At 47.9% G+C, this 22,944-nt stretch carries 18 protein-coding genes, 1 pseudogene and 1 riboswitch; of the genes and pseudogenes, 2 read left to right on the top strand and 17 right to left on the bottom strand.

The window, feature by feature from the left end:
- Nucleotides 1-113 precede the first annotated feature (113 nt).
- The 7 genes and pseudogenes from C1I60_RS19800 to C1I60_RS19830 form a co-directional block, all read right to left on the bottom strand.
- Complete coding sequence (locus C1I60_RS19800) at nucleotides 114-3,188, bottom strand: cellulose binding domain-containing protein (RefSeq protein ID WP_137063260.1); 3,075 nt, start codon at nucleotides 3,186-3,188, stop codon at nucleotides 114-116.
- Nucleotides 3,189-3,668: 480 nt separating this feature from the next.
- Nucleotides 3,669-4,841, bottom strand: a complete 1,173-nt coding sequence (locus C1I60_RS19805) for a M20 metallopeptidase family protein (protein WP_137063261.1) — start codon at nucleotides 4,839-4,841, stop codon at nucleotides 3,669-3,671.
- A gap of 110 nt (nucleotides 4,842-4,951) precedes the next feature.
- A complete protein-coding gene (locus tag C1I60_RS19810; RefSeq protein ID WP_137063262.1) occupies nucleotides 4,952-7,084 on the bottom strand; it encodes an ABC transporter ATP-binding protein in 2,133 nt (710 codons plus the stop codon).
- Nucleotides 7,085-7,129: 45 nt separating this feature from the next.
- Nucleotides 7,130-8,026 carry an ABC transporter permease gene (locus C1I60_RS19815; RefSeq protein ID WP_137063263.1) on the bottom strand — a complete coding sequence of 299 codons (897 nt, stop codon included), beginning with the start codon at nucleotides 8,024-8,026 and terminating at the stop codon, nucleotides 7,130-7,132.
- Nucleotides 8,027-8,057: 31 nt separating this feature from the next.
- Nucleotides 8,058-8,984, bottom strand: a complete 927-nt coding sequence (locus C1I60_RS19820; protein WP_137063264.1) for an ABC transporter permease — start codon at nucleotides 8,982-8,984, stop codon at nucleotides 8,058-8,060.
- A gap of 51 nt (nucleotides 8,985-9,035) precedes the next feature.
- A pseudogene (locus C1I60_RS19825) lies at nucleotides 9,036-10,653 on the bottom strand (ABC transporter substrate-binding protein).
- Between the two features lie 285 nt (nucleotides 10,654-10,938).
- Nucleotides 10,939-11,448 (bottom strand): GNAT family N-acetyltransferase, encoded by a 510-nt coding sequence (locus C1I60_RS19830; RefSeq protein ID WP_137063265.1) that lies wholly within the window; start codon nucleotides 11,446-11,448, stop codon nucleotides 10,939-10,941.
- A gap of 130 nt (nucleotides 11,449-11,578) precedes the next feature.
- Between C1I60_RS19830 and xerS the strand changes: the two genes are divergently transcribed.
- Nucleotides 11,579-12,679 carry a tyrosine recombinase XerS gene (gene xerS, locus C1I60_RS19835; protein WP_137063266.1) on the top strand — a complete coding sequence of 367 codons (1,101 nt, stop codon included), beginning with the start codon at nucleotides 11,579-11,581 and terminating at the stop codon, nucleotides 12,677-12,679.
- Nucleotides 12,680-12,683: 4 nt separating this feature from the next.
- Here the strand turns inward: xerS and mobB are convergent, their stop codons facing one another.
- The 7 genes from mobB to C1I60_RS19870 form a co-directional block, all read right to left on the bottom strand.
- Entirely contained in the window at nucleotides 12,684-13,232 is a 549-nt protein-coding gene (mobB, locus tag C1I60_RS19840; RefSeq protein WP_137063267.1) for a molybdopterin-guanine dinucleotide biosynthesis protein B, read from the bottom strand.
- On the bottom strand, nucleotides 13,229-14,506 hold the full coding sequence (locus C1I60_RS19845; RefSeq protein WP_137063268.1) for a molybdopterin molybdotransferase MoeA: 1,278 nt from the start codon (nucleotides 14,504-14,506) through the stop codon (nucleotides 13,229-13,231). The genes mobB and C1I60_RS19845 overlap by 4 nt, the downstream gene beginning before the upstream one ends.
- A 193-nt stretch (nucleotides 14,507-14,699) precedes the next feature.
- Nucleotides 14,700-15,458 (bottom strand): DUF4247 domain-containing protein, encoded by a 759-nt coding sequence (locus C1I60_RS19850; protein ID WP_137063269.1) that lies wholly within the window; start codon nucleotides 15,456-15,458, stop codon nucleotides 14,700-14,702.
- A gap of 13 nt (nucleotides 15,459-15,471) precedes the next feature.
- Nucleotides 15,472-15,978 (bottom strand): DUF4178 domain-containing protein, encoded by a 507-nt coding sequence (locus C1I60_RS19855; protein WP_137063270.1) that lies wholly within the window; start codon nucleotides 15,976-15,978, stop codon nucleotides 15,472-15,474.
- 26 nt (nucleotides 15,979-16,004) lie between these two features.
- Entirely contained in the window at nucleotides 16,005-16,412 is a 408-nt protein-coding gene (locus C1I60_RS19860; RefSeq protein WP_137063271.1) for a DUF350 domain-containing protein, read from the bottom strand.
- A gap of 128 nt (nucleotides 16,413-16,540) precedes the next feature.
- Nucleotides 16,541-17,209 carry a PspA/IM30 family protein gene (locus C1I60_RS19865; RefSeq protein ID WP_137063272.1) on the bottom strand — a complete coding sequence of 223 codons (669 nt, stop codon included), beginning with the start codon at nucleotides 17,207-17,209 and terminating at the stop codon, nucleotides 16,541-16,543.
- Nucleotides 17,210-17,317: 108 nt separating this feature from the next.
- Nucleotides 17,318-18,340 (bottom strand): NADH:flavin oxidoreductase/NADH oxidase, encoded by a 1,023-nt coding sequence (locus C1I60_RS19870; RefSeq protein ID WP_137063273.1) that lies wholly within the window; start codon nucleotides 18,338-18,340, stop codon nucleotides 17,318-17,320.
- Between the two features lie 305 nt (nucleotides 18,341-18,645).
- Between C1I60_RS19870 and C1I60_RS19875 the strand changes: the two genes are divergently transcribed.
- Entirely contained in the window at nucleotides 18,646-19,452 is an 807-nt protein-coding gene (locus C1I60_RS19875) for a polysaccharide deacetylase family protein (RefSeq protein ID WP_137063274.1), read from the top strand.
- 175 nt (nucleotides 19,453-19,627) lie between these two features.
- Here the strand turns inward: C1I60_RS19875 and C1I60_RS19880 are convergent, their stop codons facing one another.
- From C1I60_RS19880 to C1I60_RS19890, 3 genes are all read right to left on the bottom strand, one after another.
- Entirely contained in the window at nucleotides 19,628-20,296 is a 669-nt protein-coding gene (locus C1I60_RS19880) for a 3D domain-containing protein (RefSeq protein WP_137063275.1), read from the bottom strand.
- Nucleotides 20,297-20,303: 7 nt separating this feature from the next.
- Nucleotides 20,304-20,476: riboswitch (cyclic di-AMP (ydaO/yuaA leader) on the bottom strand.
- 248 nt (nucleotides 20,477-20,724) lie between these two features.
- Nucleotides 20,725-21,447 carry an amino acid ABC transporter ATP-binding protein gene (locus C1I60_RS19885; protein ID WP_134914763.1) on the bottom strand — a complete coding sequence of 241 codons (723 nt, stop codon included), beginning with the start codon at nucleotides 21,445-21,447 and terminating at the stop codon, nucleotides 20,725-20,727.
- Nucleotides 21,434-22,897: an ABC transporter substrate-binding protein/permease gene (locus tag C1I60_RS19890; protein ID WP_137063276.1), complete on the bottom strand. Its 1,464-nt coding sequence runs from the start codon at nucleotides 22,895-22,897 to the stop codon at nucleotides 21,434-21,436. The genes C1I60_RS19885 and C1I60_RS19890 overlap by 14 nt, the downstream gene beginning before the upstream one ends.
- Nucleotides 22,898-22,944 lie beyond the last annotated feature (47 nt).

Raw genomic sequence — 22,944 nt, forward strand, 5'->3', positions numbered from 1 at the left:
CGCTCATCAGGAGTGGCTGGCTTTAGGATTATTCTTATGCTAAATGCTGCAAAGCAGTTAGCCATTTTAGCAAAGTCCCCTTTTCGTTCGGATTTCGCTTACCTTATCAGGGTTTACGGCTCTATTCCCCATTGCTTGCTTCCAGACAAGTAAGAAGTTACCCTAGTGGAATCTTTTAAACTGGTTGCTGTGGCGTCAAAGGAATAATCATCGGTTTGAGTGTAATTGCTCCAGTCCGTTTTGGATACCCTCGTTTGTAGCTCCACACTTTGACTGGGATTTAAAGAACCCGCCCCTGGCTTAAAGCCCATTTCCACATAAGAATCTGCTCCCGGTTTTGGATTGGACAGTGTTTTGAAGCTGGCAATCACATTCTCAGGACCAACGCTTGACCAATCTGCGAAGAAATTTTGGGACTTCTCCCCATTTATAGTGTAATAATAACGTAGCGTCACATTCGCAAGGGAAACGGATGAGGTTCCTGTATTCGTAATTTTAAACTTGGAGCTGATCGTATTACTTGTTTCGGATACATTCCCATTGAAGGTCTGTACCTTGAGAACACCCTGTTCTGTTCCCGGCTCGCTTGGTGTATTTTCCTTTACTGTCACCGTGAACAGCACATCGCTACCTGCATTAAAATGAAACATTAACGCTGTGTCTCCTTTAGGGAGTTTAGACAAATACTTATTGGAGAAGGTAACCGTTTCGCCATCGAGCGTATAATCTTCACCTTTTTTCAGTACCACGCTGCCCTGCTGGATGGCGTCTAACGTATTACCGTTCAGTGTAAGCTTGACGGAAATATCGGTATTTGCGTTATCCTGTCCATAGGTTGCAGTCGTCGGCGTAATGCTAGAATCACCTACAGATGGTTGATCACCTCCCACTCGATCTGCCACCAGAATACCGCGGCCATTTGTTCCCAGATAAGCACGCCCATAAACTCGGGGGTCACCGATAATGGTCGTCACCCGTGCATATTGATGCTTGTCGTCATTAATGCGTACCCAGTTTGCGCCAGCATCGTCCGAACGGTAAAATCCGCGTGTACCGTCGATTTTACCAACGATGAATACAGTTGCATTGGTACGATTCTGTGCTGCTTTACCAAAGCCTACAAAGTCTGCCTCCTGCACATTAGCGAACTTGGTGAACGTAACGCCGGAATCCTTGGAATGCCACAAGCCGTATGGCCCTCCATCCTCAGAGCCTCCAGCGAACCATACATCCCCTTCTGCTCCACGTACTGCATCAATATCGGCATTACCTTCCGTTGGTAAGCCTGATACCGCGGAAGCTGTGAACGATACGCCCCCATTGGTGCTGACATATATTTTTCCGTTGGCGAACGCATAGTATTTGTTAGAATTCACCCGATCCGAGGCAATCTTCGCGTTCGCTGGAATACCTGTACTTGCGGTCCATGAGTTGCCGCCTGTTTTGGAGTAATATACACCTTTGTCCGAGGTGCTCCAAAGCAAGCCATTACCATCTGCCGCAACAGCTATGCTTCCCCCTCCTACTGTGCCGGAAGGTTCGCTGTTCGCTTTATACCAGTTTGCTCCGCCATCATTGGAGAAGCCGATGGATTTGGCATTCGGATCCTTTTGGTAATCGGCTTTGCCTACCCGCGCCATAAAGGCTGGATTCAGTTCAGCATAATCGATACTTTCACTGCTTGTAAAAGTGGGATTATCCAGCATTTTAGCGGGAGCCTTGAACAGATCGTCATGTCTGAAACCGGAGACATCCCCTACTGCGCTCACCAAAGGTGCACCGGTTGGAGGGCTTACAAGATCCAAAATCGCCGTTTCCTCTACCCCCTTAGCTGCTACCGAAATGTCCAGCTTACCACCCTTGTCCCAGTTCGTCACATTTTTGGAGCCGTAAATCGTAGCTCCTGTGCCGTATAACATATGGTCTGAATTAAATGGATCAATCTCCAGATCCCCGATCATCCAGCCCAGCTTAGGCGATACTTCCGGCGGAGCAGGGTTGGTATTGAAAGTTAGCCAAGGTGCAGCTGTTATATCCAAATTATATTTCAGCTTGCGAGTTGGATAACCATCGAATTCCCAAATAGGGCTCCAGGTTGCCCCGCTGTCGGTGCTGCGATAAATCGTTGCATCCGGCCACCAGGAATTCAGCGTAGCCACCATCAGAGTACCCGGTTTCTGCGCATCTACTGTCAGTCCACCATATCCAAAATAATTGTCCGTGCTGCTACTGGCAACAGGACTTATATTGGTCCATTGACCGCTGGCTGTATTCAATTTCCACACATCACCCTTTGTCCCGTCATATGGACCTGCTCCATCGCTATACGAGATGTACAAATTACCATCTGACGATAACACCCCATGATGCGGCAAATAGCCCGTTGGTTGTCCTGCTACAGCGGACCAGGTCGTCCCCCCATCTGTACTGCGATAGACACTTTGCTTTTTATCCGCAACACCTACATAGATCGTCTGTGTTGCTTTACTGGCAGAGCCCGTCTTTTTGTCAAACGTAATCCAGGCTAAACCGACGATATCACTGGTGTACTCATTGGAAGGGTCCTGTACATACGTGCCTGGATTCGGGAAGCTGCTCACCTTGCTCCAGGTTGCCCCATAATCCGAGCTTTTCCATAATCCATTGCCGCTCCGTGCCCCGAAGAACAAAATATTGTTCTTATTGGGATCAATCGTCAGACGTTCACCCATCGAGCGTCCTGGCATATTGCCTCCCACCTTAAAAGGAAGCTTCGTTGTCTGCCACGTATTGCCCCTGTCGGTCGACCGCATAATCTGCCCATTTTGCTTGTCCCAGGAATTGGTATACGTTCCTGTAGCTATATATACACGATTCGGATCAACAGGATCAGTCGCCAACGCATCTACGCCATTTTTGTTCCAATCTTCCCAACCCACAGAATCCGTCAACGGAATCCAGCTCTCGTCAGCAGGATTCCAGCGGTAAGCACCTCCGATATCCGTACGGGCATAGATCAGATTTTTTTCCTTCTCATTAAAAATGATACCTGGCACAAAACCGCCACCGCCACCCGTGACCACACTCTTCCAGGTGTACTCATCACTTGGAGCGGCAGCATGTGACGGCGTTATCAACCCTGTCCAGGAAGCGCCCGCTACCACAAGCGCCAAACACGCGATCCTAAACCTGCTTTTTGCCTTAGTCAATGAATTCAACCTCCTTCACTATTTTTTTAATATACAAATATTTTCCAGATGAAAGAACTCAGTCGATTCCAGATTCGTTCCTAATCATTGTCTTTCCAACAACCAACATAGTCTGATAAAAGCTTCTCTCGGCCTCACCTCCAGTTGTTATAATTGAAATACAGCAGGAATTACATTTTATAAAGCGCTTCCATTTTGTCTCGCTCAATAGATTCGTCATCCTTTTCACATTTCCTTGTGTAAAAAATCAAGATTATGTTAAGATCATTACTTGCTTCGTAGCTTACTGTGTGGACCTGATCCTTCGCTTGCCGTTGATACCTTTTATGTATACTATTATGAATTTTTCATATATTGAAATAATCATTTAATATCTCATTCTTTAATATCTGTCAAAAGCTTTAATATACGCCAAAAAACCGCGCTATGCGCGGTTCCGTCTTACGTGAATGCCGTCGATAAACTTTAAATATTCCTTTATTATTGCAAATATTCAAGCGCCAGCGCCAAAAATATGTGTCCTGACACAAGCAATGCACGCTCATCAATATCAAAATGAGGATGGTGGTGAGCATAATGTGTTCGTTCATCCTCATTACGCGCCCCCACATGAATGAAAGCTCCCGGCCGTTTCTCCAAATAATAAGCAAAATCCTCTGCTCCCATGACCGGCTTCAGATCTAGAAAAGCGTCACCTCCAAACAGCCTGCAGACAAGCTCGCGTACACGTTCGGTTTCGGCTTCAGCATTCACCAAAGAAGGATAGCCATTCAGATAGTCAATTTCATATCCTGCATGATAAGCCTCAGTCAAACCCTTGACGATACTGCGAATTTCATTCTCGACTTCCTTGCGCACTTCTTTATTGAACGTACGCACGGTCCCTTCGATTTTAGCCTTATCCGCAATGACATTGAAGGCGGTTCCCGCCTGGAAAACACCAATGGTTAGTACCGCTGATTCAATAGGGTCCACCCTGCGACTGACCACCTGCTGCAATCCGTTCACAATTTGGCTACCGATGACAATAGAATCTACCGTCTGATGCGGTCGTGCGCCATGGCCGCCTTTGCCATTAATCTGGATCGTAAACGCATCGACTGCCGCCATGGCAGGCCCGCTCTTTAATCCAATTTTACCAAGTGGAATTTCAGAAGCGAGGTGAATACCGTATACCGCCTCCACTCCATCCAGACAGCCATCCTCAATCATAAACTTGGCTCCGCCGGGTGGCTTTTCTTCAGCATGTTGAAAAATAAACACAAGCTTGCCCTTCAGTGCCTTCCGGTTATTGCTTAATACACGTGCCACTCCAAGCAGCGCAGCCGTATGACCATCATGTCCGCAAGCATGCATAACACCAGGAACCGCGGATTTATAGGGCGCATCCTTTTCATCCTGAATAGGAAGCGCATCAAAGTCAGCGCGAAACGCAATCGTTCTACCCGGCTGGCCGCCATCTAAAAATCCGAGCACACCGTTTCCACCCACATTCGTTCTTATCTCAATACCAAAAGAGCGCAATTGATCGGCTATAAATGCAGACGTATTCGTTTCTTCAAAAGAAAGCTCGGGATGCTGATGCAGATGTCTTCTCCACGCAATCAGGTCTTGCTCACCATCTTTTAATTCCTGGACCCATTTCTCTAGCATAATACCCTCTTTTCCTATTGAATTTATATACTTTATCCTTATCTTACCATGAATTTACTGGAGAATCTTCTATCCTGCCGATATCAAGTCAAAGAAGATATGTCTTTGATTTAGGCCGGGTAGTGACAAGCGGCATAATGTCCTGTGCCAATCGCTGTCAGTTCCGGCGCTTCCTCACGGCAACGCGAGGTTGCCAGCGGACAGCGGGTATGAAAACGACAGCCGGACGGTGGCTTCGCAGGCGAAGGAATCTCACCTTGTATCGTAATCAGCTCCCGCCGGTTTTTAGGATTCGGATTGGGGATGGAAGCAACAAGCCCTCGGGTATAGGGATGCGCCGGATGTCGGAAAAGCTCCTCGCTTGGCGCGATTTCTACAAGCTTACCCAAGTACATGACCCCAATCCGATCCGATATATGCCGAACGATGTGCAACCCGTGCGCGATAAACAAATAGGTCGTATCCAGCTTACACTGTAAATCCTGAAGCAGATTGACAATTTGCGCCTGAACGGAAACATCCAAAGCCGACACTGCCTCATCCGCCAAAATAAACTGCGGTTGCAGCGCAATTGCACGGGCAATCCCGATCCGCTGGCGCTGGCCTCCCGAAAATTCATGCGGAAACCGCGTGATCAGCGAAGGAGACAATCCGACTGAACTTAGTAGTTCCCCAACCCGTTCCCGTTTGGCCTTGCCACTCAGCCCTTCATGAACCGCAAGCGGTTCACCGATAATATCCCCCACATTCCAACGGGGATCAAGTGATCCGTAAGGGTCTTGAAAAATCATCTGCATATCACGGCGTGCAGCTCGTAATTCGGAATTCCCTAACTTTGTCAGCTCCCGATCCTGAAACCATACCTGCCCTGAGGTTGGACGTTCCAACTGCATCAGAAGACGGCCTAAGGTAGATTTACCGCTGCCAGATTCACCGACCAGTCCAAAGGTTTCACCCTGACGGATTGAAAATGATACATCATCCACCGCCCGGATGGAAGCACCTGCCCGACCGGGAAAGCTTCTTTTCACCGGATAATACTTGCGAAGCCCATCCACCCGAAACAAATCCTGCTTGTTCTGCCCGGTGTCCGTGACAGTTACATTGGATATTACAGATTCCTTTACCTGTAAGCCATCACCGTTCACCATGATCCCATCAACAGCAGATACGTACGTCACTTCTTTCTTTACTTCTGCCGCTTCTTCAACAGCATCTGCCGGGACTCGCCCTTCCACCGATAGCTCTGAAATGCGCCAATCACCGGACGCAGCCAACTGCTTCGAATGCCAGCAGGCTACCTCTCGTCCATCCTTGGTAGCTAACGGAGGCGCTTCGTTTTTGCATTGATCCGTCGCATGCGGGCAACGCGGGTGAAACAAGCAGCCAGATGGCAACGCACTCAGGCTGGGGATGGCCCCCGGGATCGAAAACAGCTTGCTGCTTCGATCTGTATCCAGCGTTGCCACCGAACTAAGCAAACCTCTTGTGTACGGGTGCAACGGTAGCTCGAACAGCTCTTCCGTTGCGGCCTGCTCCACGACTCGCCCGGCATACATCACAACAATTCGATCCGCAACCTCCGCCGCAATACCCAAATCATGCGTAATCAACAGAATCGACATGTTGAATTCCACCTTTAATTCCTGAAGCAACAGCAAAATTTGCGATTGAATCGTTACATCCAGCGCCGTTGTTGGTTCATCTGCAATCAGCAGCTCAGGTCCACATGACAGCGCCATCGCAATCATCGCCCGTTGCAGCATCCCGCCAGACAGCTCTCCGGGATACTGCTTCATACGGATTTCCGGCTCAGGAATCCCTACCCTGTTCAGCAAATGAACCGCATGAGCCCACGCTTGCTTCCGTTCCTTCCGATCATGCTCCATAATGATTTCCATCAGCTGATATCCAATAGTGTACACCGGATCAAACGCCGCCATTGGCTCCTGAAATACCATCGCCATCTTTTTACCGCGAAGCGAGCGTAATTCCTGCTGCGATAAAACGGTCAAATCTATACCCTTCAACCGAATTTGCCCTTGGGCAATTCGTCCGCCCTCATAATCAATCAGCCGCATAATCGCCTTGGAGGTAATCGTTTTTCCGCTACCGGATTCACCAACAAGGCAGACCGTCTCCCCCGCCCCGATCGTCAGCGATACGTTGTCGAGAGCTTGCAGCAAACCTTTTTTAGTGTGAAAATCCACCGACAAATGTTCAATCTCCAGCAATGATGACAAACGAACTCCCTCCTTCTATAGTACTCACGAATAGGCTTCCTGATGCTAGTTTGCATTCATTTTCGGGTCCAGCTCATCTCTCACCCTGTCGCCCAAAATATTGACCGACAGCACGAACAACGTAATGGCTAGACCAGGAAAGGTGCATATCCACCAAGCCACTGTCAAATATCCACGTCCCTGAGACAATACCGTTCCCCAATCCGGAATTTCCTTTACCGTGCCAAGACCCAGAAAGCTTAATCCCGATCCGGCCAAAATAGCGCTGCCGATTCCAAGCGTCGCCATTACGAGCAGAGGGGACAGGGAATTGGGAAGCACATGTCGCCAAAAGATACCAAAAGGTGTAACTCCGATGGAGCGTGAAGCCGTAACGTAAGAACGTCCTTTTATGCTCATAATCTGCCCCCTCATCACCCTTGCATAACCCGGAATAGCAGATATGGCTACCGCCAGTACGATATTAAACAAGCTCGGCCCGAGAGCTGCCGCAATCGCCAAGGCCAGCAGAATGCCGGGAATGGTCATCAAAATATCAATTAATCGCATCAGCACTGTGTCCACGATCCCACCGATGTAGCCTGACAGTGCTCCTATAATTCCACCAGCCAGACCACCGACGAGCACCGACATAAAGCCGATAAACAGGGAATCCCTACTTCCATGAACAACCAAACTGAATACATCCCGTCCAAAATAGTCGGTTCCGAACCAGTGAGCAGCGCTTGGACTCTGTAAAATCTGGTCGCTTAACATTTCTGTTGGCTCATAGGAAGCAACCCATTGCGGAAACGCTGCACAGGCGATCACGAACACGATAATCAATCCTGCCGCATATACGAACCCATCCGACACTCCCCCAAACCGCAATCTTCCGGTTTTCCGAGCTACCCGCTGCTTTCTTTCCTTCCAGACTGTTTTGGCCGCCATTGTTTCTCTCAACTGTTCTTCCTCCTCCCTGATTCCTGACGACTTACGCCGAGCGTCTAACCCTTGGATCAATAAATTTATAAGATATATCCACCAATAGATTTACGATCACGTACATGATGGCAGAGAACAACACAACTCCCTGCACAACTGGTAAATCCTTAGCCATAATCGCATCCGCAATTAAACGTCCAATACCTTGTCGCGAAAATACCGTCTCACTCACAACCGCTCCGGCCAGCATTTCTCCCATCAGCATCCCAATCATCGTTATCGTTGGAATCAACGCATTACGCAGTGCATGGCGATACATAATGACCTTCTCCGATAAGCCTTTGGAACGGAGCGTAACGATGAACTGCTCATTTATGACCTCCAGCATACTGTTGCGTACCATTCTGACAATGAACCCTGCACCGACAATGCCCAAAGTGAAAGCAGGAAGCACAAGTGTTTTCCAACCGTTCGAGCCCATTGCAGGCAGCCATCCCAAATGAATGGAGAAAATCAGCAACAGCAGAATTCCTGACCAGAATGTGGGCATGGAAATGCCGAACAGTCCGACGATTCGCGCGACGATATCAATTGGCTTATTCCGATGAATGGCCGACAGCACTCCAAGCAAAACACCGATGATAACCGAAATGGCAGAACCAGCAAGCGTCAACGCCAATGTAGGCGGGAGATTAACCCATATTTTAGGTAGCACCGGATCAGCATTGAGCAGTGATTTTCCAAAATCGCCTTGCAGCAGCTTTCCAAAATAATTTAAAAATTGCATATGAAAAGGCTGATCCACTCCCAGCTGATGACGCAAATTGGCGATCATTTCTGGCGTGGCCGTCGAAGGGTCCAGAATAGAATCCACCGGGTCCCCCGGAAGCAGATACAAAATGCTGAACACCAGAATACAAGAACCGAGAATAACTAACAGAGAGGTTACCAGACGTTCTGCAACAGCCCTGATCATAAAGCACACTCCTTTCCGTCTGAATGGCTTGCCAGAGACAATTTAGCCATACTATTTTTGAATGCGCACATCGTTAAACAGCGGATAACCCAATAAATCAAATTTAAGACCTTGTACGGACTTGGCAGCTCCAACGGTATAAGGGAATACATAAATCGGAATGATAACGGCTTGATCACGGATCAATTGTTGTACCTTTTTGTAAATCCCCTCCCGCTTGGCATCCTCCTTTTCAATCGCTCCCTGCTCCAGCAGCTTGTCGACCTCTGGATTAGATAAGTTAGGCAGCGTAGGCAGCTGATTCGGAGCCGCTGTGTGGTAAAAAGCATATAACGCGTTCGGGTCCACATTGACCTGACTATTCCCGTAGAAATCATAGTTTCCGTTCGTATATACAACCGTTGCAACATCCTTGGTAATTTCAATCTTCACATCAACACCGATTTTCTTCAACTGCTGCTGAATAATGGCTGCAATATCGTTGCCGCTTTTCACGATTCGGCGTGCCATCTACATAATGCAGCGTCAGACGTTTTCCATCCTTCACTCGAAAACCATCCGCACCTTTGACCCAACCCAGCTCATCCAGAAGCTGATTGGCTTTGTTAGCATCCGGCTGTAAGCCGTTTTCCAGTGATTTATCATATGCGAAAATGCCCGGAGTAAGCGATGACCAAGCCTGCTCGTAGGTGCCCAGGTAAAGGGTTTTGACCATCGTTCCCACATCAATTCCATATTGCAACGCCTGTCTGGCCTTCAATTCATTCCATGGCGCCTTCTTCTGGTTAATGAACAGCGTGTACGGTAAGCCTAGGGTATTGACCTGCAACAATTGAAAATTAGGGTCACTCTTCAGCGTTAAAATGTTTTGTGGAGGAACTGTTTCTGCGGCCAAGGCCTGCCCACTCTGCACACTACCGATCCGGGTCGCTTCCTCCGGCACGATTTTAAAGGTTACGCTATCTAAATACGGTGCTCCCTTGTTCTCAATGGTTTCCGGTGCCCATTTGTAATCCGGGTTACGCTCAATTTTTATTTCTGCATTTTCGTCCCATTTTACAAACTTGAACGGGCCTGTGCCCACTGGATGCTTGCCGAATTGATCTCCATATTTCTTGACTCCTGCAGGAGAAACAATAGCTACTGCCGGGATCGTTAAATTGCTCAAAAATGCCTGAGATGGTCGTTTCAGATTCAGCTTAATTGTGTATTCGTCTAATACTTGTGAGGATTCATACGGGGCCAGCAGGTTAGCGGCATTGCCAACTACAGCTTGCGGATCAATAATTCTGTCATAGCTGAATTTAACTGCTTCCGCATTAAATGGAGTTCCGTCATGGAACTTGACGTCCTTGCGCAGCTTGAACGTATAGCTTTTTCCATCCTCGGAAACGCTCCATTCGGTCGCAAGCCAAGGCTTAATCGTATTGTCCGGCAGCTTTACCACCAAGTTATCGAATATCCCCCGATACACCCGGGATGCTACCGCCAAGCCACTCCTATGCGGGTCCAGTGAATCCGGCGATGTAGCCAGTGCATAGGTCAGGTCTCCACCTTCTGCGGCTTGCCCGCCTCCAGCTGCATTTGCTCCCGTATTCGTAGAATTGGCTCCACCATTATCTGAGCATGCCGACAATACCAGCACCAGCGACAGGGTTAGAGCTACCATTTTGGCATATCGACTTGTTCGTTTCACTTGAAAGCACTCTCCAATCTTATGGGTAATGTTATGAATATATTGCATTTTAGAGCCGATGTTACATTGTTTATAATTCCAATCAGTTATATATGAATTGTACAAATAACTGTATACCCGCGTTTTTATAGTGTCAATGCAAGTTCTAATTGGAATGATCTATAGATGGATAGAAGACTTAAATTGACAACGCAAAAAAGAGCCGACAGAAATGCTCTCCCCGGCTCTTTTTCGCTGCTAATTACAGTTTTGAATTTTTCAGGTATTGAAAAACTGACTTATATTCCCTCGTACCGGATGAGTCTGCTCCCTGTAGTCCCCATCTGTATAACTGCCAATCACCTTACGCCAAAAGGACTGCGCTGGCCTGTTCGTGCTCATCTGCGTTACCTTCCAACGCCCGGCAAAACGTCCAAACAGCTCATGAGCCGCCCAAGTACCGACCCCATTATGCCGATATGGACGCAGCACAAAGAACTCAGCCATGTAGTAGTCAGCCTCCCGATTGCTGGACATTCGGTCAACCAACGCAAAACCTACGGGAACATCCTGTCTCCAGATTAGAAAAGGTAACTTCTGTTCACCGCTTGTCCAGTATTGATATAAGTCCGGGTAGGCCGGGAAAGTGCCGTTTTCAGTAACATCAATTCGAAGATAGGCTGTAAAATCATATAAATAAAATTGCATGAGCTGCACAATAATGCCCTTCTGCGACTCTGGTACACTTTTTATGGACAGCTTCAACTCCGACTGGATGTCATACCCCATATTTTCACCTCTCTTGACGGATTAGTTCGTTCTTTACTTCGATTCGCATTCCATCTTATATTACACTCCATCCGGTGCTGTTCAAAATATGCTAAAATACATATATTATGACCGGACGAGGTGGAGCCCAATGAATATACAAAAGATCATCGACCGGCGCAAACTGGATGAAAAAATGCCAGGATTGCCATGGTACGTGCAGCAATTTATGGATTACAAGCTACCTGACCTGTCCCCTTCCACATTGCTGGAATATGTGCGGGATTATGAAGCTTTTTTTGCATGGCTTCGCTCGGAAGGCTTATCTGCAGGAGAGACGAACGCCCAAGTTACGCTGGAAGAATTGGAGACGCTCCATATGGATAGTATTACAGGCTATCGTTTGTTTCTATCGACTAAGCGTGAAGGCTCCAATTCCCGCATTACGATTTCACGCAAGCTTTCGTCCCTGCGTTCCCTCTTTCATTATTTGAGCCAGATCGCTGAGGATGAAAACTTTTATCCTTTACTCAAGCGCAACATTATGGCCAAGGTCGAAATCAAGCGCATACATAAACCCAAGGACACAGCGGCCAAGCTCAAAGGAAAAATACTGGAGGAGGAAGAGCTGCTTGAATTTATCGGCTACATTTATGAAGGCTATGGACAAGATTTGGCCGGTAACAAGCAGGCACTGTACTCCTATGAGCTGAACAAGGAACGTGACGCCTGTATCGCCAGTCTGATTCTAAATTCGGGCCTGCGCGTATCTGAAATCGTCAATCTGAATCTGGACGATCTGGATGTAAACAATAAATTACTATATGTGTATCGTAAAGGCAACAACGACGAGACCTTTAAAACGCCAGTATATTTCCGCGAGCAGTCCAAAGATGATCTGGCACTCTATTTGTCTCTGCGGCATACTCGTTATCGCGCACCCAAAAAGGAAAAAGCGCTCTTCGTCGCACGTCCCAACGGTAGTACAGAAGGCAAACGGATGACCAAAAGAGCGATTCAGGCGATGATTATCAAGTATGCCAAACGGTTCGGCAAGCCTTACCTGACCGTTCACAAGCTCCGTCATTCCTTTGCCACCGACTACTATTTGCAAAACGATATCTACAAAACGAAGGAACAGCTCGGTCACGCCTCCACAGAAACGACAGAAGTTTATGCCCATCTGACCGACAAGACCATGTCCCAAGCGATTGAACGGCGGGTGGATACTCAAGCCGGCTCAGCCGATTAATGTCTCAGTCCTGCTCATTCCGAACTCCTTCTCTTTGCTTCTGAATCTGTCCAAGTAACCAGCGGCCTGCCGGGCCGTTGGCATCGGCAGGAAATATCTGCATCGTTTGATCCGAAAAATGGCTCTGTGCCCAGCCCGTATGATCCTCCCAAACCGCTACTCCCTGTACATTGGTCAGCTCTGTGGTAAGCTTGGCATCCGATTGTTCCCGTACCATGACTAGCTTCGGATAATGCTCCTGCTTGAAGCCTTCCAACAGCACACAGTCGTATGCCTGAAAATGCCGGATCAGTCCGGTGACAGGCCGGCTATGCTCCTCTAAAATAGCTGTTCTTCCACCTGAAACAATGGCTACGCCTTCGGCTCCCGCTTGTCGATGCTTGTACGTATCTGTTCCCTTATGATCCATCTCAAACTCATGTCCATCATGCTTGATCACAGCAATGCGTAGCCCAGACTCTCGCAAATAAACAATCAATCCTCCGAGGAAGGTCGTTTTGCCCGTATTTTTGAAGCCGACGACCTGACATACATACGGATTTATCGTATTCACGACACCTGACCGCCTTGAAGCACCAGCACTCGCACCTCTTCCCCTGCACGCAAGCCCTCTGTTGTTGGAGGAACCACGATCAGACAGTCGCTGTCCTTGATCGACACCATGACACTGGATTCATCCACTCGCGCAGGAATCGCGTATACTTGTCCGCCCTTTATCTCCAAGGAGCTACGTACAAAGCGGGTAAAATTGTTCACCTTCGTATAATCTGCTCCCAACCGCGCCGTCCAGGTTTGTAAATACGGCTGCTCTGAAGACAGCATCATTTGGATGGTGGGTCGCACAAACAACTCACAGCCTACAAAGCACGCACCTGGATTGCCAGAAAGCGCTATTAGTAGCTTGCCGTCAATCAACGCGGCTGTGGTCACACTGCCTGGACGCATGGTGACCTTGTTGAACAGCATATCCACACCCTCCTGTCGTACCAGATCGCCCATAATATCAAAATCCCCCACCGATACTCCGCCACTCGTGACGACGATATCGTAGGCAGCTATCGCTTCACGTACGGAAGCCCGGGCGAGAGCCAAGTCATCATGAATGGCTTGCAGGATGAACGGATCGCCTCCCGCCTCCCTGATTTGTGAAGCCAGCATATATGTATTGCTGTTCCGAATTTTCCCCGGCTGCAACGGCTCATCCACGCCAAGCAATTCCGAACCTGTGGAAAAAACAGCTACTCGTGGCTTCCTGTAGACAGGTACCCGATGTACACCAAAGGTAGCCAGCACAGAGATGTGTCCTGCACCCAGACAGGTTCCTTTACTAAGTAAAAGCTGACCTTCATGGATCTCATGGCCGATTGCCGTCACATTTTTGCCGATTTCCATGCGCTTCTTCAAGCCGACATATACCTGTCCATCTTCATCACGTAGCTGTGTTGCTTCCAGCATAACAACCGTGTCGGCCCCTTCAGGCAATTGCGCTCCTGTCATAATACGAGCTGCCAATCCCGTCTCTACCCGCTTGTCCGATACGGTGCCGCATGGAATTTCATCAATCACGCGTAGCCAGATCTCCTGACCGAACGAACAGACTTCAGTGTCCGAACCAAGGATGGCGTATCCATCCATGCCGGAGCGACGGAAGCGGGGATACGGGTGTGGTGCGGTTAAATCCATCGCCAAATAACGTCCATGCGCCTGCTCCAGCCCTACATCCTCCCGCTCTCCCTGTTTAACATGAGCAGCTATTCTGCTTTGTGCTTCTTCCACTTGAACCGCTTGGCGCTGAAACTTGTCCGAATTTAATTGTGCCTGATTCATATCTTCACTCCGTTCTTATGAAAATGCCCTCTTTCTGTTATAACGCTAAAACCGTTATCTGGCAAATCCGGGCCATGTTTATTGGGTAGCAGCAAGTCTCTATCCGCAAAAAAAACAGCCCGGGATCTCATTCCCGAACTGTTTTGCAAATTCTATTTTAATAGTTTGCTCGTCATTACACACCTTAACCCCATCATCGTCGACTTCGTCGGCTGATTTTACCTGAACCGCTGCGTGTTTTAGGCTTACTATAAGATTTACGCGGCGAATCAAAAATGCTGGAACCGCCGCTGCTGCCCCGGTCACGTGAAATCGAGCCCCTGCTCGGTGAACTGCTGCTGGAGCCTCTGTCGAACAGACTTCCGCTGGAACCAACACTGGAATCAGACCCCTTACCCCTACGGGTAACGGAACCCTTCCGCTCCACCGTAATTGGTGGGATGGCTTTCTTCTCCTGCACCGTAGGTGCACGGTACTGGCCTTGAGAAGGCCGATATACATCTCTGCTTGAATATCCCCGGTAAGAGCCTGATCCGCGCAACGAATCAAACAGAGCATCCAGTACGGTTGCCGTTAAGTATCCTTTTAGAAAGCTGGAACTGTAATTTTGCTCCACATACTTTTTGCTGTCGATTTCAATTAATGTGTCTTCCTTCTTGGCTGGATCTTGCTGCAAATGATACCATTCATCGCTGTATACCAGAAACATCCGCTCATTGCTCTGAGGCGAGATTTGTTCCGGCTCACGCTGTTCTTTCAGTTCCTCCGCTACTTCTGGAACCGTTTTGCCTGCGGCCCGGTACACGTACGAGGTCGAGTTGCCGCTACCACTGACCGATTCCAGCGGGTACGTATCTTTCACATTTGGCGCACCGCAGCCGCTTAGCACGGATACGAACAAGCTCAGCGCCACAATGACCTTTAATGCATACTGGCAGGTGCGTTTGCCCATGTGTCACCCTCTCCTAGCTTGCCCGAATAACCTTGACGTCTCCGGTAATTACTTCTTCTCCTTCATATAGCATAAAGCGGCCGTCCTGCCACTCTACACGCAGCAGATGGTAATCATCCGACTGATACTGCCAAACATGCTGCTCTCCACCCTGTCGAAAAGGAGCACGGCCCATAACCGTAACATGCCCAAAATATTGCTCTTCCAAATGATATGTTGTGTCATCCAGTTCCAGAATCGTTGGCACTTCCTCCGGATTGTCCAGCCTGCCGTCAATCGCCTGATACAGTCCAAATTGCAACGTTTCCCGTTCCTCAATGTGAAGGTAGCTGACTTGATTACCATCCTGAAGCGTTAGAACAACGGCATTCCGAGCGCGGTTATGTACTCGGCCTACCACTTCATATGTGACAAGCGACACTTCACAGATATCGCCGGGGTTTAAATGAAGCATACTCTTTTCCACTTTTGGCGGCTCCGGCTTGGCAAACAGATTCGAAATTCGTTTCCATACACCCATAATGTTTCCCCCTGCCCTTCTTTAGCCTAGAAACATGCCGCAATGATCAAAGCGCCGACCAGATGCAGCGTACCTGAAAACAGACCAAAGCCAATTTTGCCTTCCTGCGTGCCTTTATCCAGATCAAGCTGTGCCCAGTACCGAAGCAACAGACGTACGACAACTTCCAAAACAAACAGAATGACAAAGGCGATCACCGAATACACAAGCGCCTCCAGCAAATTGTTAGCTGTAGCAATGGAGCTTGACAAAATATACCCCTGTGCAAACAGCTTCATAATTAACCGGACCGTTACAGCCATATTACCCGCTTTCACTTCTGCAAAATCCTTATACTTCGTAAATAAAGAATCAATGTACATCAATACGAACAACAAAACGGCACCCGCGCCAGTCCATACAAGCATCGCTTTCATCGTTTCCAAAAAATGCATTTCATACCATCCTCCACATCTTCTTGACCTTCATTTATTGATTTACGCCTCCGGGCAGGGAAAAGCGAAGGAGAAAACGGTTCCCCTTCGCTTCCTTAGCAGCCACGCAGGCGCCCATGCTTATAACCTTATTTATTGTCGTATTGCTTCAACAAAGCGGCAAGCTCTTCGTCCACAGCGCTTTTCTTATCAAGCTCCTTGAATTCCTCATCCAACGATCTTTCCTTAGAGGACATTTCGTTGCTTGCTTCAGCACGCGCTTCCGCTTGCAGCATTTTTTCTTCCATACGCTTCAGCCCGGCAGTTGCCGTGTCAGAGCTAAAACCGTTCATCGCTTTGTTAATTTCCGTTTGCGCTTTAGCTGCATTATAACGGGCAACCAGTGTTTCACGCTTGTTCTTCATTTCTGTCAGCTGTCTGCGCATTTCATCCAGCTTACCGCGCAGGTTATCGGCTGCGGCTTTGTTCTGCTCGTAGCCTGCCTTGAACTCGGTCATTTTTTGCTCAGCAGATTTCTTTTCTTCCAACGCACGGCGAGCCAGATCCACGTTTTGTGCTTTTGCTGCCGTATGGGCCTGCTCCTCACGTTTTTTCACCAAAGCAGCCTGCTCTTCGTATTGCTGTTTGAATCTCTTCTCAATAGCAATCTGAGCGGCTACTGCCTTCTCTGCATCCTCCAGGTCTTCTTGCATATCACGAATGTATTGGTCCGTCATTTTAACTGGATCTTCGGCCTTGTCAATAATGGAGTTGATATTGGACATCGTAAGATCTCTTAAACGTTTGAAAATAGACATGTGAAGTTCCTCCTAGTGTTGAATGCTTAAATTTTAAGCTCTGTACACATGTTTACGCAAGCATTGCAAATTGAGTTTCAAAAAATATGATCCAAATAAAAGTGCATTCTAAAAACCACGCAGGTAAGGCTCCGGGATATCCGCTTGTACTTTTAGCTCCCGCGATGCATGCAGCGCCCAATACGGATCGCGCAGCATGGCGCGTCCTATCGCTACCAGATCGGCTTCTTTTTGCTGAATCACCCGCCGGGCATCCTCATAATCGTCCAGCAGACCAACAGCAATTACAGGCACATTCAGCTTTTCACGTATATCACGTGCCAAATCCACCTGATAACCCGCACGCGCAGATGGACCGCCATTGGAACCAATTGGCCCTTCGCCACCAGAGGAGATGTGAAAAATATCCACACCTGCATCACGATATCGTTCCCCTATGCCCGCTATGTATTCCACATTATATCCGTTTTCAACATACTCTTTGGCGGATATCCGCATCATCACAGGCATATCAGGCGGAAGCACCTCTTTAACAGCCTGAATCACTTCAACACCGAACAGCGATAGATCCTGTCCATACTCATCTTCTCTAGTGTTCGTTAAAGGGGAATGAAATTGATGGATCAAATAACCGTGAGCGCCATGAATTTCTACTGTATCAAAACCAGCTTCCACCGCGCGGCGCGCGCCTTCCTTATACGCCTGTACCAGCTCCCTGGCTTCGGCTGTCGTCAAAGCATGCGGCTCCTTGAAACGTTCGCTAAAAGCAATCGAAGACGGTGCAACAGGCAAGTCAGCATCTTCAGCCTTGCGTCCGGCATGACCTAATTGAATTCCGATTTTGGCACCGTACTTGTGGACTTCCTCCACTATTTTACGGTATGCAGGAATATGCTCGTCACTCCAAATGCCCAGATCATGATCTGTAATGCGTCCATCCGGGTGGACCCCCGTCATTTCCACAATAATCAGTCCGGTACCACCTACTGCCCGACTAACGTAATGGACATGATGCCAATCATTTGGCTTTCCATCTTTGGCCTCCACACTATATTGGCACATCGGGGGCATTACAATCCGATTTTTTAAAGAAAGTCCCTTTAATTGATAAGGAGTAAACAAGTCGGTCACTTTTATCCATCCTTCCTTTAATTCCATCTCTGTACAATATGAATTGCAACCCCATTATACACCAGCTATCACTGGATACCGAATCCATTAAAAGGCTAAAAGTTGCGAAAATGCTGCTGTTTTCGGTCAGGATTAATAGAATATGTGCCTTTAGCTTCGTGATCTTCACTTACATCCGTTGCCACAGGGCATTTTCACTCAATCACTCAATAGTCTAACCTGTTTAGCAGCATAATTTCAATATGTCAGGTGCATAATAAATGAAAGCAACAGAAGGTACCACTGCACGGAAAGGGGGGATACATATGCCGTACAGGGGATTATTGCCAATCATGGCACTGTTACTAGCATTTTCGAGTTTTCCCGTTCACGCGGATGCGCCTCCCGATATCGGAACGCCCCATCCCAAGGAAGCGGCTGTTGTTTCTTCAGCACATAAGAGCAGAGAACGAGCTACTCCCACATTAGCCATGCTTCGAAAAAAACATGCGGATATTTTCAAAATGTGCGGTCCGCATACTCAGCAAATTGCCCTGACTTTTGATGACGTGCCCGATTCCCGGTATACGCCGCAGGTTCTGGACATTTTGCACGCGAATGGGATTAAAGCAACCTTCTTTATCGTCGGTCACCGTGCGGAAAAACACCCTGGCATGATTCGCCGTATCGTACGTGAAGGCCATGCCTTAGGCAACCATTCCTATACTCATCCGGATTTTAGGAAAGCTTCACCGGAACGCTTTCGCAACCAGATTAAGAAAACAGAACATATTTTGGAGGCCACCGTTGGCTTTCGCCCCAAGCTGATCCGCCCACCCTATGGTGAAATTACGGAGCCTCAGATCCAGTGGGCGCGTCGTCACGGCTACATGATTGTGAATTGGAACGTAGACTCCCTCGATTGGAAGGGACTCAGTAAAACACAAATTCAGCGTAATGTGATCCCGGCTACCGGACCAGGCTCCATCATTTTAATGCATGCAGGTGGAGGTCAAAGTTCCAATCTGAAAGGCACTGTTCAATCCCTGCCGGGTCTCATTCAGTCGCTGAAAGCCAAGGGCTACAAATTTGTCACGGTTCCACGGCTACTTCATACCTCGGAGCGGAAATAACATTAAAAGGGCTGTCTTACCAGCAGATGCATTCTGCTCGTCAAGACAGCCCTTTTTTAATCGACAAAACCCATATATGAATCCTGAACCTGCGATTAAGTTATTTGATTATAGATCACAGATTATAGTTTACATAATATATATTATGTTCACTTAATTCATTTGCTTATACAGTCTATTTATCAATGACGTACAGCTTCACATTCTGAAAACCAAAGTCACTCACAAAAGATGGGCTGCCTGGAATGAAAATATCTATCCGTTTCCCCGTAATGGCGCTACCCTTATCGCGTGCTACGGCTACAAAAGAATGATCCGGCAAACCCGGGTGGGAATAGCCTGTAACCAACACTTTCGTACCCAACGGAATTACGTTTGGGTCAACCGCAATCGTACCAAGCTTAAGCGGATTTCCGAAATAATCCACCGCTCCCCATTTTCCATTTTCACTGGTTGCAGCGGAATATGCTGTAGCCTTCACGTCAACTACTTTGCTGTAGTTAAATGTTTTGCCCCATGCTTCAACTTGTTGACCGTCACCTGCCGGCGCTTTATCTGAAAGAAGCTGAGGCTTTGAATCCGAAGCAGCCTTTACCTTGTTCTCGACCGGCACCTTAATTTGTACTCCTGCATATATATTGCTGGCAGCAAGATCTGGGTTATCCTTTTGCAGATTATCTACAGATACCCCGTAACGTTGAGCAAGTAAAAAGAAGGTATCACCTTCCTTGGCGGTGTGAAGCGAAGCGGCGTCGGCTACCCCGGCTGTCTGCGCCAATCCTGCAATGGCTGCTGCCAGCACCGCAAATTTCATTGTTTTTCCAATACGTTTAAGATGTTTCAAAAGATATGTACCTCCTCTGTTATGCCTGCGAAGTTAGCTGTCGGATTCGGACTCAGGAGAAGCCCTATGCTTGTGCAATTCACCCCTAGGCACCTTCCATCCATTCGTATGAAGACGGATCAGAAGTTACTGCCGTTGTTACGTCCTCCGCACTTCCCATGGTTTTGGGTCCCGCATTCAGCGTCTAAATGTAGCTGTCTGCTGCCCCGGTAAGTTTTGGCTCACTGCATAATATCACAATTTTGTAACCTTATCTGCATGAAAATGTTGGGAACCTCGAACATCATACTACATCTGTTACAATTTTGTCATCATGAAATCGAAATCAGTTACAAAAATCTGAACGAGGATGACAAAAAAAAGAAAAAGCCCTCCCGTCAAACTTCCACCGCGGAGGGCTTGCTTCATAGCCTTTACAAGCTCATTTCTTACAAAACCTTGGCAAGAAAATCCCGGGTACGATCATGGCTTGGAGTGCCAAAAACCTGCTCCGGTGTACCTTGCTCCACAATTTGACCGTTATCCATAAAGATAATGCGGTCTCCTACCTCGCGGGCAAAGCCCATTTCATGTGTCACGATGACCATCGTCATGCCACCCTCAGCCAGCTTCTTCATCACGTCCAGCACCTCCCCGACCATTTCAGGGTCCAAAGCAGAAGTCGGCTCGTCGAAGAGCATCACATGCGGCTGCATCGCCAAGGCGCGTGCAATCGCAATCCGCTGCTTCTGTCCGCCGGAAAGCTGATTGGGATAGGTGTCCTTTTTGTCTTCAAGCCCAACGGTACGCAGCAGCTCTAGTGCAATTTTCTCCGCTTCCTTTGCTGACTGGCCTCTAACCTGAGTTGGCGCAAGCGTCAGATTTTGCAGCACCGTTTTGTGCGGGAACAGATTGAAATGCTGGAACACCATCCCCATTTTCTCACGAGTCGCATTAATATTATGACCACGGGCTGTAATCGGCTCGCCTTCAAACAAAATCTCCCCATCGGTCGGCTGCTCCAGCAGATTCATACAACGTAAAAATGTACTTTTCCCCGAACCACTCGGGCCAATGACGACAACAACCTCGCCTTTTGCAATATCTATATCAATGCCTTTTAAAATTTCATTTTTGCCGAACGATTTACGCAGTTGTTTAACGGTGATCACTGGCTCTCAACTTCCTTTCCCATAAACCCAACAGCTTCGACAAGCTGAATGTCATTACAAAATAAATAGCAGCCGCGATGACGAACGGACTTAATCCTTCGTAGGTGATGTTCTTAATGACTTGGGCCTGATACATAATATCCACCATACCGATGGTAGAAATGATGGAGGACTCTTTAATAATCGTAATAAACTCATTGCCGATCGCAGGCAGTACAGACTTGAACGCTTGCGGTAAAATGACGTGACGCATAGCTTTGCCTCGTCCCATACCGAGTGAACGGGCCGCTTCCATCTGACCACGGTCCACTGCCTGGATACCTGCACGGAAAATTTCAGCCAGATATGCCGAGCTATTCAGAGATAACGTAATAATACCGGACTGAAGTGGCGTAAAATTGACGCCCAGCGTCAAAGCAACTCCATAATGGATGATCATAAGCTGTACCAGCATAGGTGTACCACGAAGTACCTCTACGTAGGCTGTACCCAACCATTCAATGATACGTACACCACTCATCCGCAGCAGAGAGATGATCAGACCAATGATAAATCCGAACAGTACCCCGAGCGCAGACAACAACAACGTGTAGCCGATACCCGTAGCGTAAAAGCTGCGATATTTCCAAAATATATCCACGATGTTGTTGGATGAAACCTGTCGATCCGCAGAGAGCGCACTCGCTTCCGTGGAAAACTTTTCAATAGACCCGTCTGCTTTCAGGCGAGCCAACGTTTTATTTACAGATGCCAGCAGTTCAGCATTTCCTTTACGAATACCTACAGCTGTTTCTGCTCCCTCATCCTCAGGCACCGCCTTGGCGAGTGTTACAGTGCCATCCAATGTGTATCCTTTAGCGACAGTGTCTTCAATCACTACAGCATTCACACGTTGGGTCCGAAGCTGGAGCACCAGGTCGGAGATTTTATCCAGTGAAGTTACTGAGGCATTGGGCACTTTCTGAGCAATTTCCTCTTGGATACTCCCTTTTTGTGCTCCGATCTTCTCGCCTTTCAAAGCAGCCATCGTCGAATATTTGTCCTTATCCTCCGGGCGTACCATGATGACTTGCTTGGAGTGGTAGTACACATCCGAAAAATCAATACTCTTTTTGCGTTCATCCGTCGGTGTCATACCTGACAGAACCAAGTCTACGCGGCCACTTTGCAGAGCAGGCAGCAACGAGTCAAAGCTCATGTCCTCAATGACCAGCTCTGCACCCAGATCCTTGGCAATTTCATTGGCGATATCAACATCAAAGCCAACAATGGTATCCTTACCGTTAATTACTTTATGAAACTCATATGGCGGAAAATCGGCACTCATGCCGAGTACAAGTTTTGGCTGTGTCTTCGCTTCCGTCCCGTATGCAGTAAGCATCGGAAGACCAGCCAACAGCAAGATAACCGCCGTCAAAATCAGGGCGGTAAAACGATATGCCTTTTTCAATCTTTTTTTCTCTCCTTAAATTCTTTATAATAAATAAGATTGTGTCA

This window comes from Paenibacillus terrae, assembly GCF_005217525.1.
GTDB classification, from domain to species: domain Bacteria; phylum Bacillota; class Bacilli; order Paenibacillales; family Paenibacillaceae; genus Paenibacillus; species Paenibacillus terrae_C.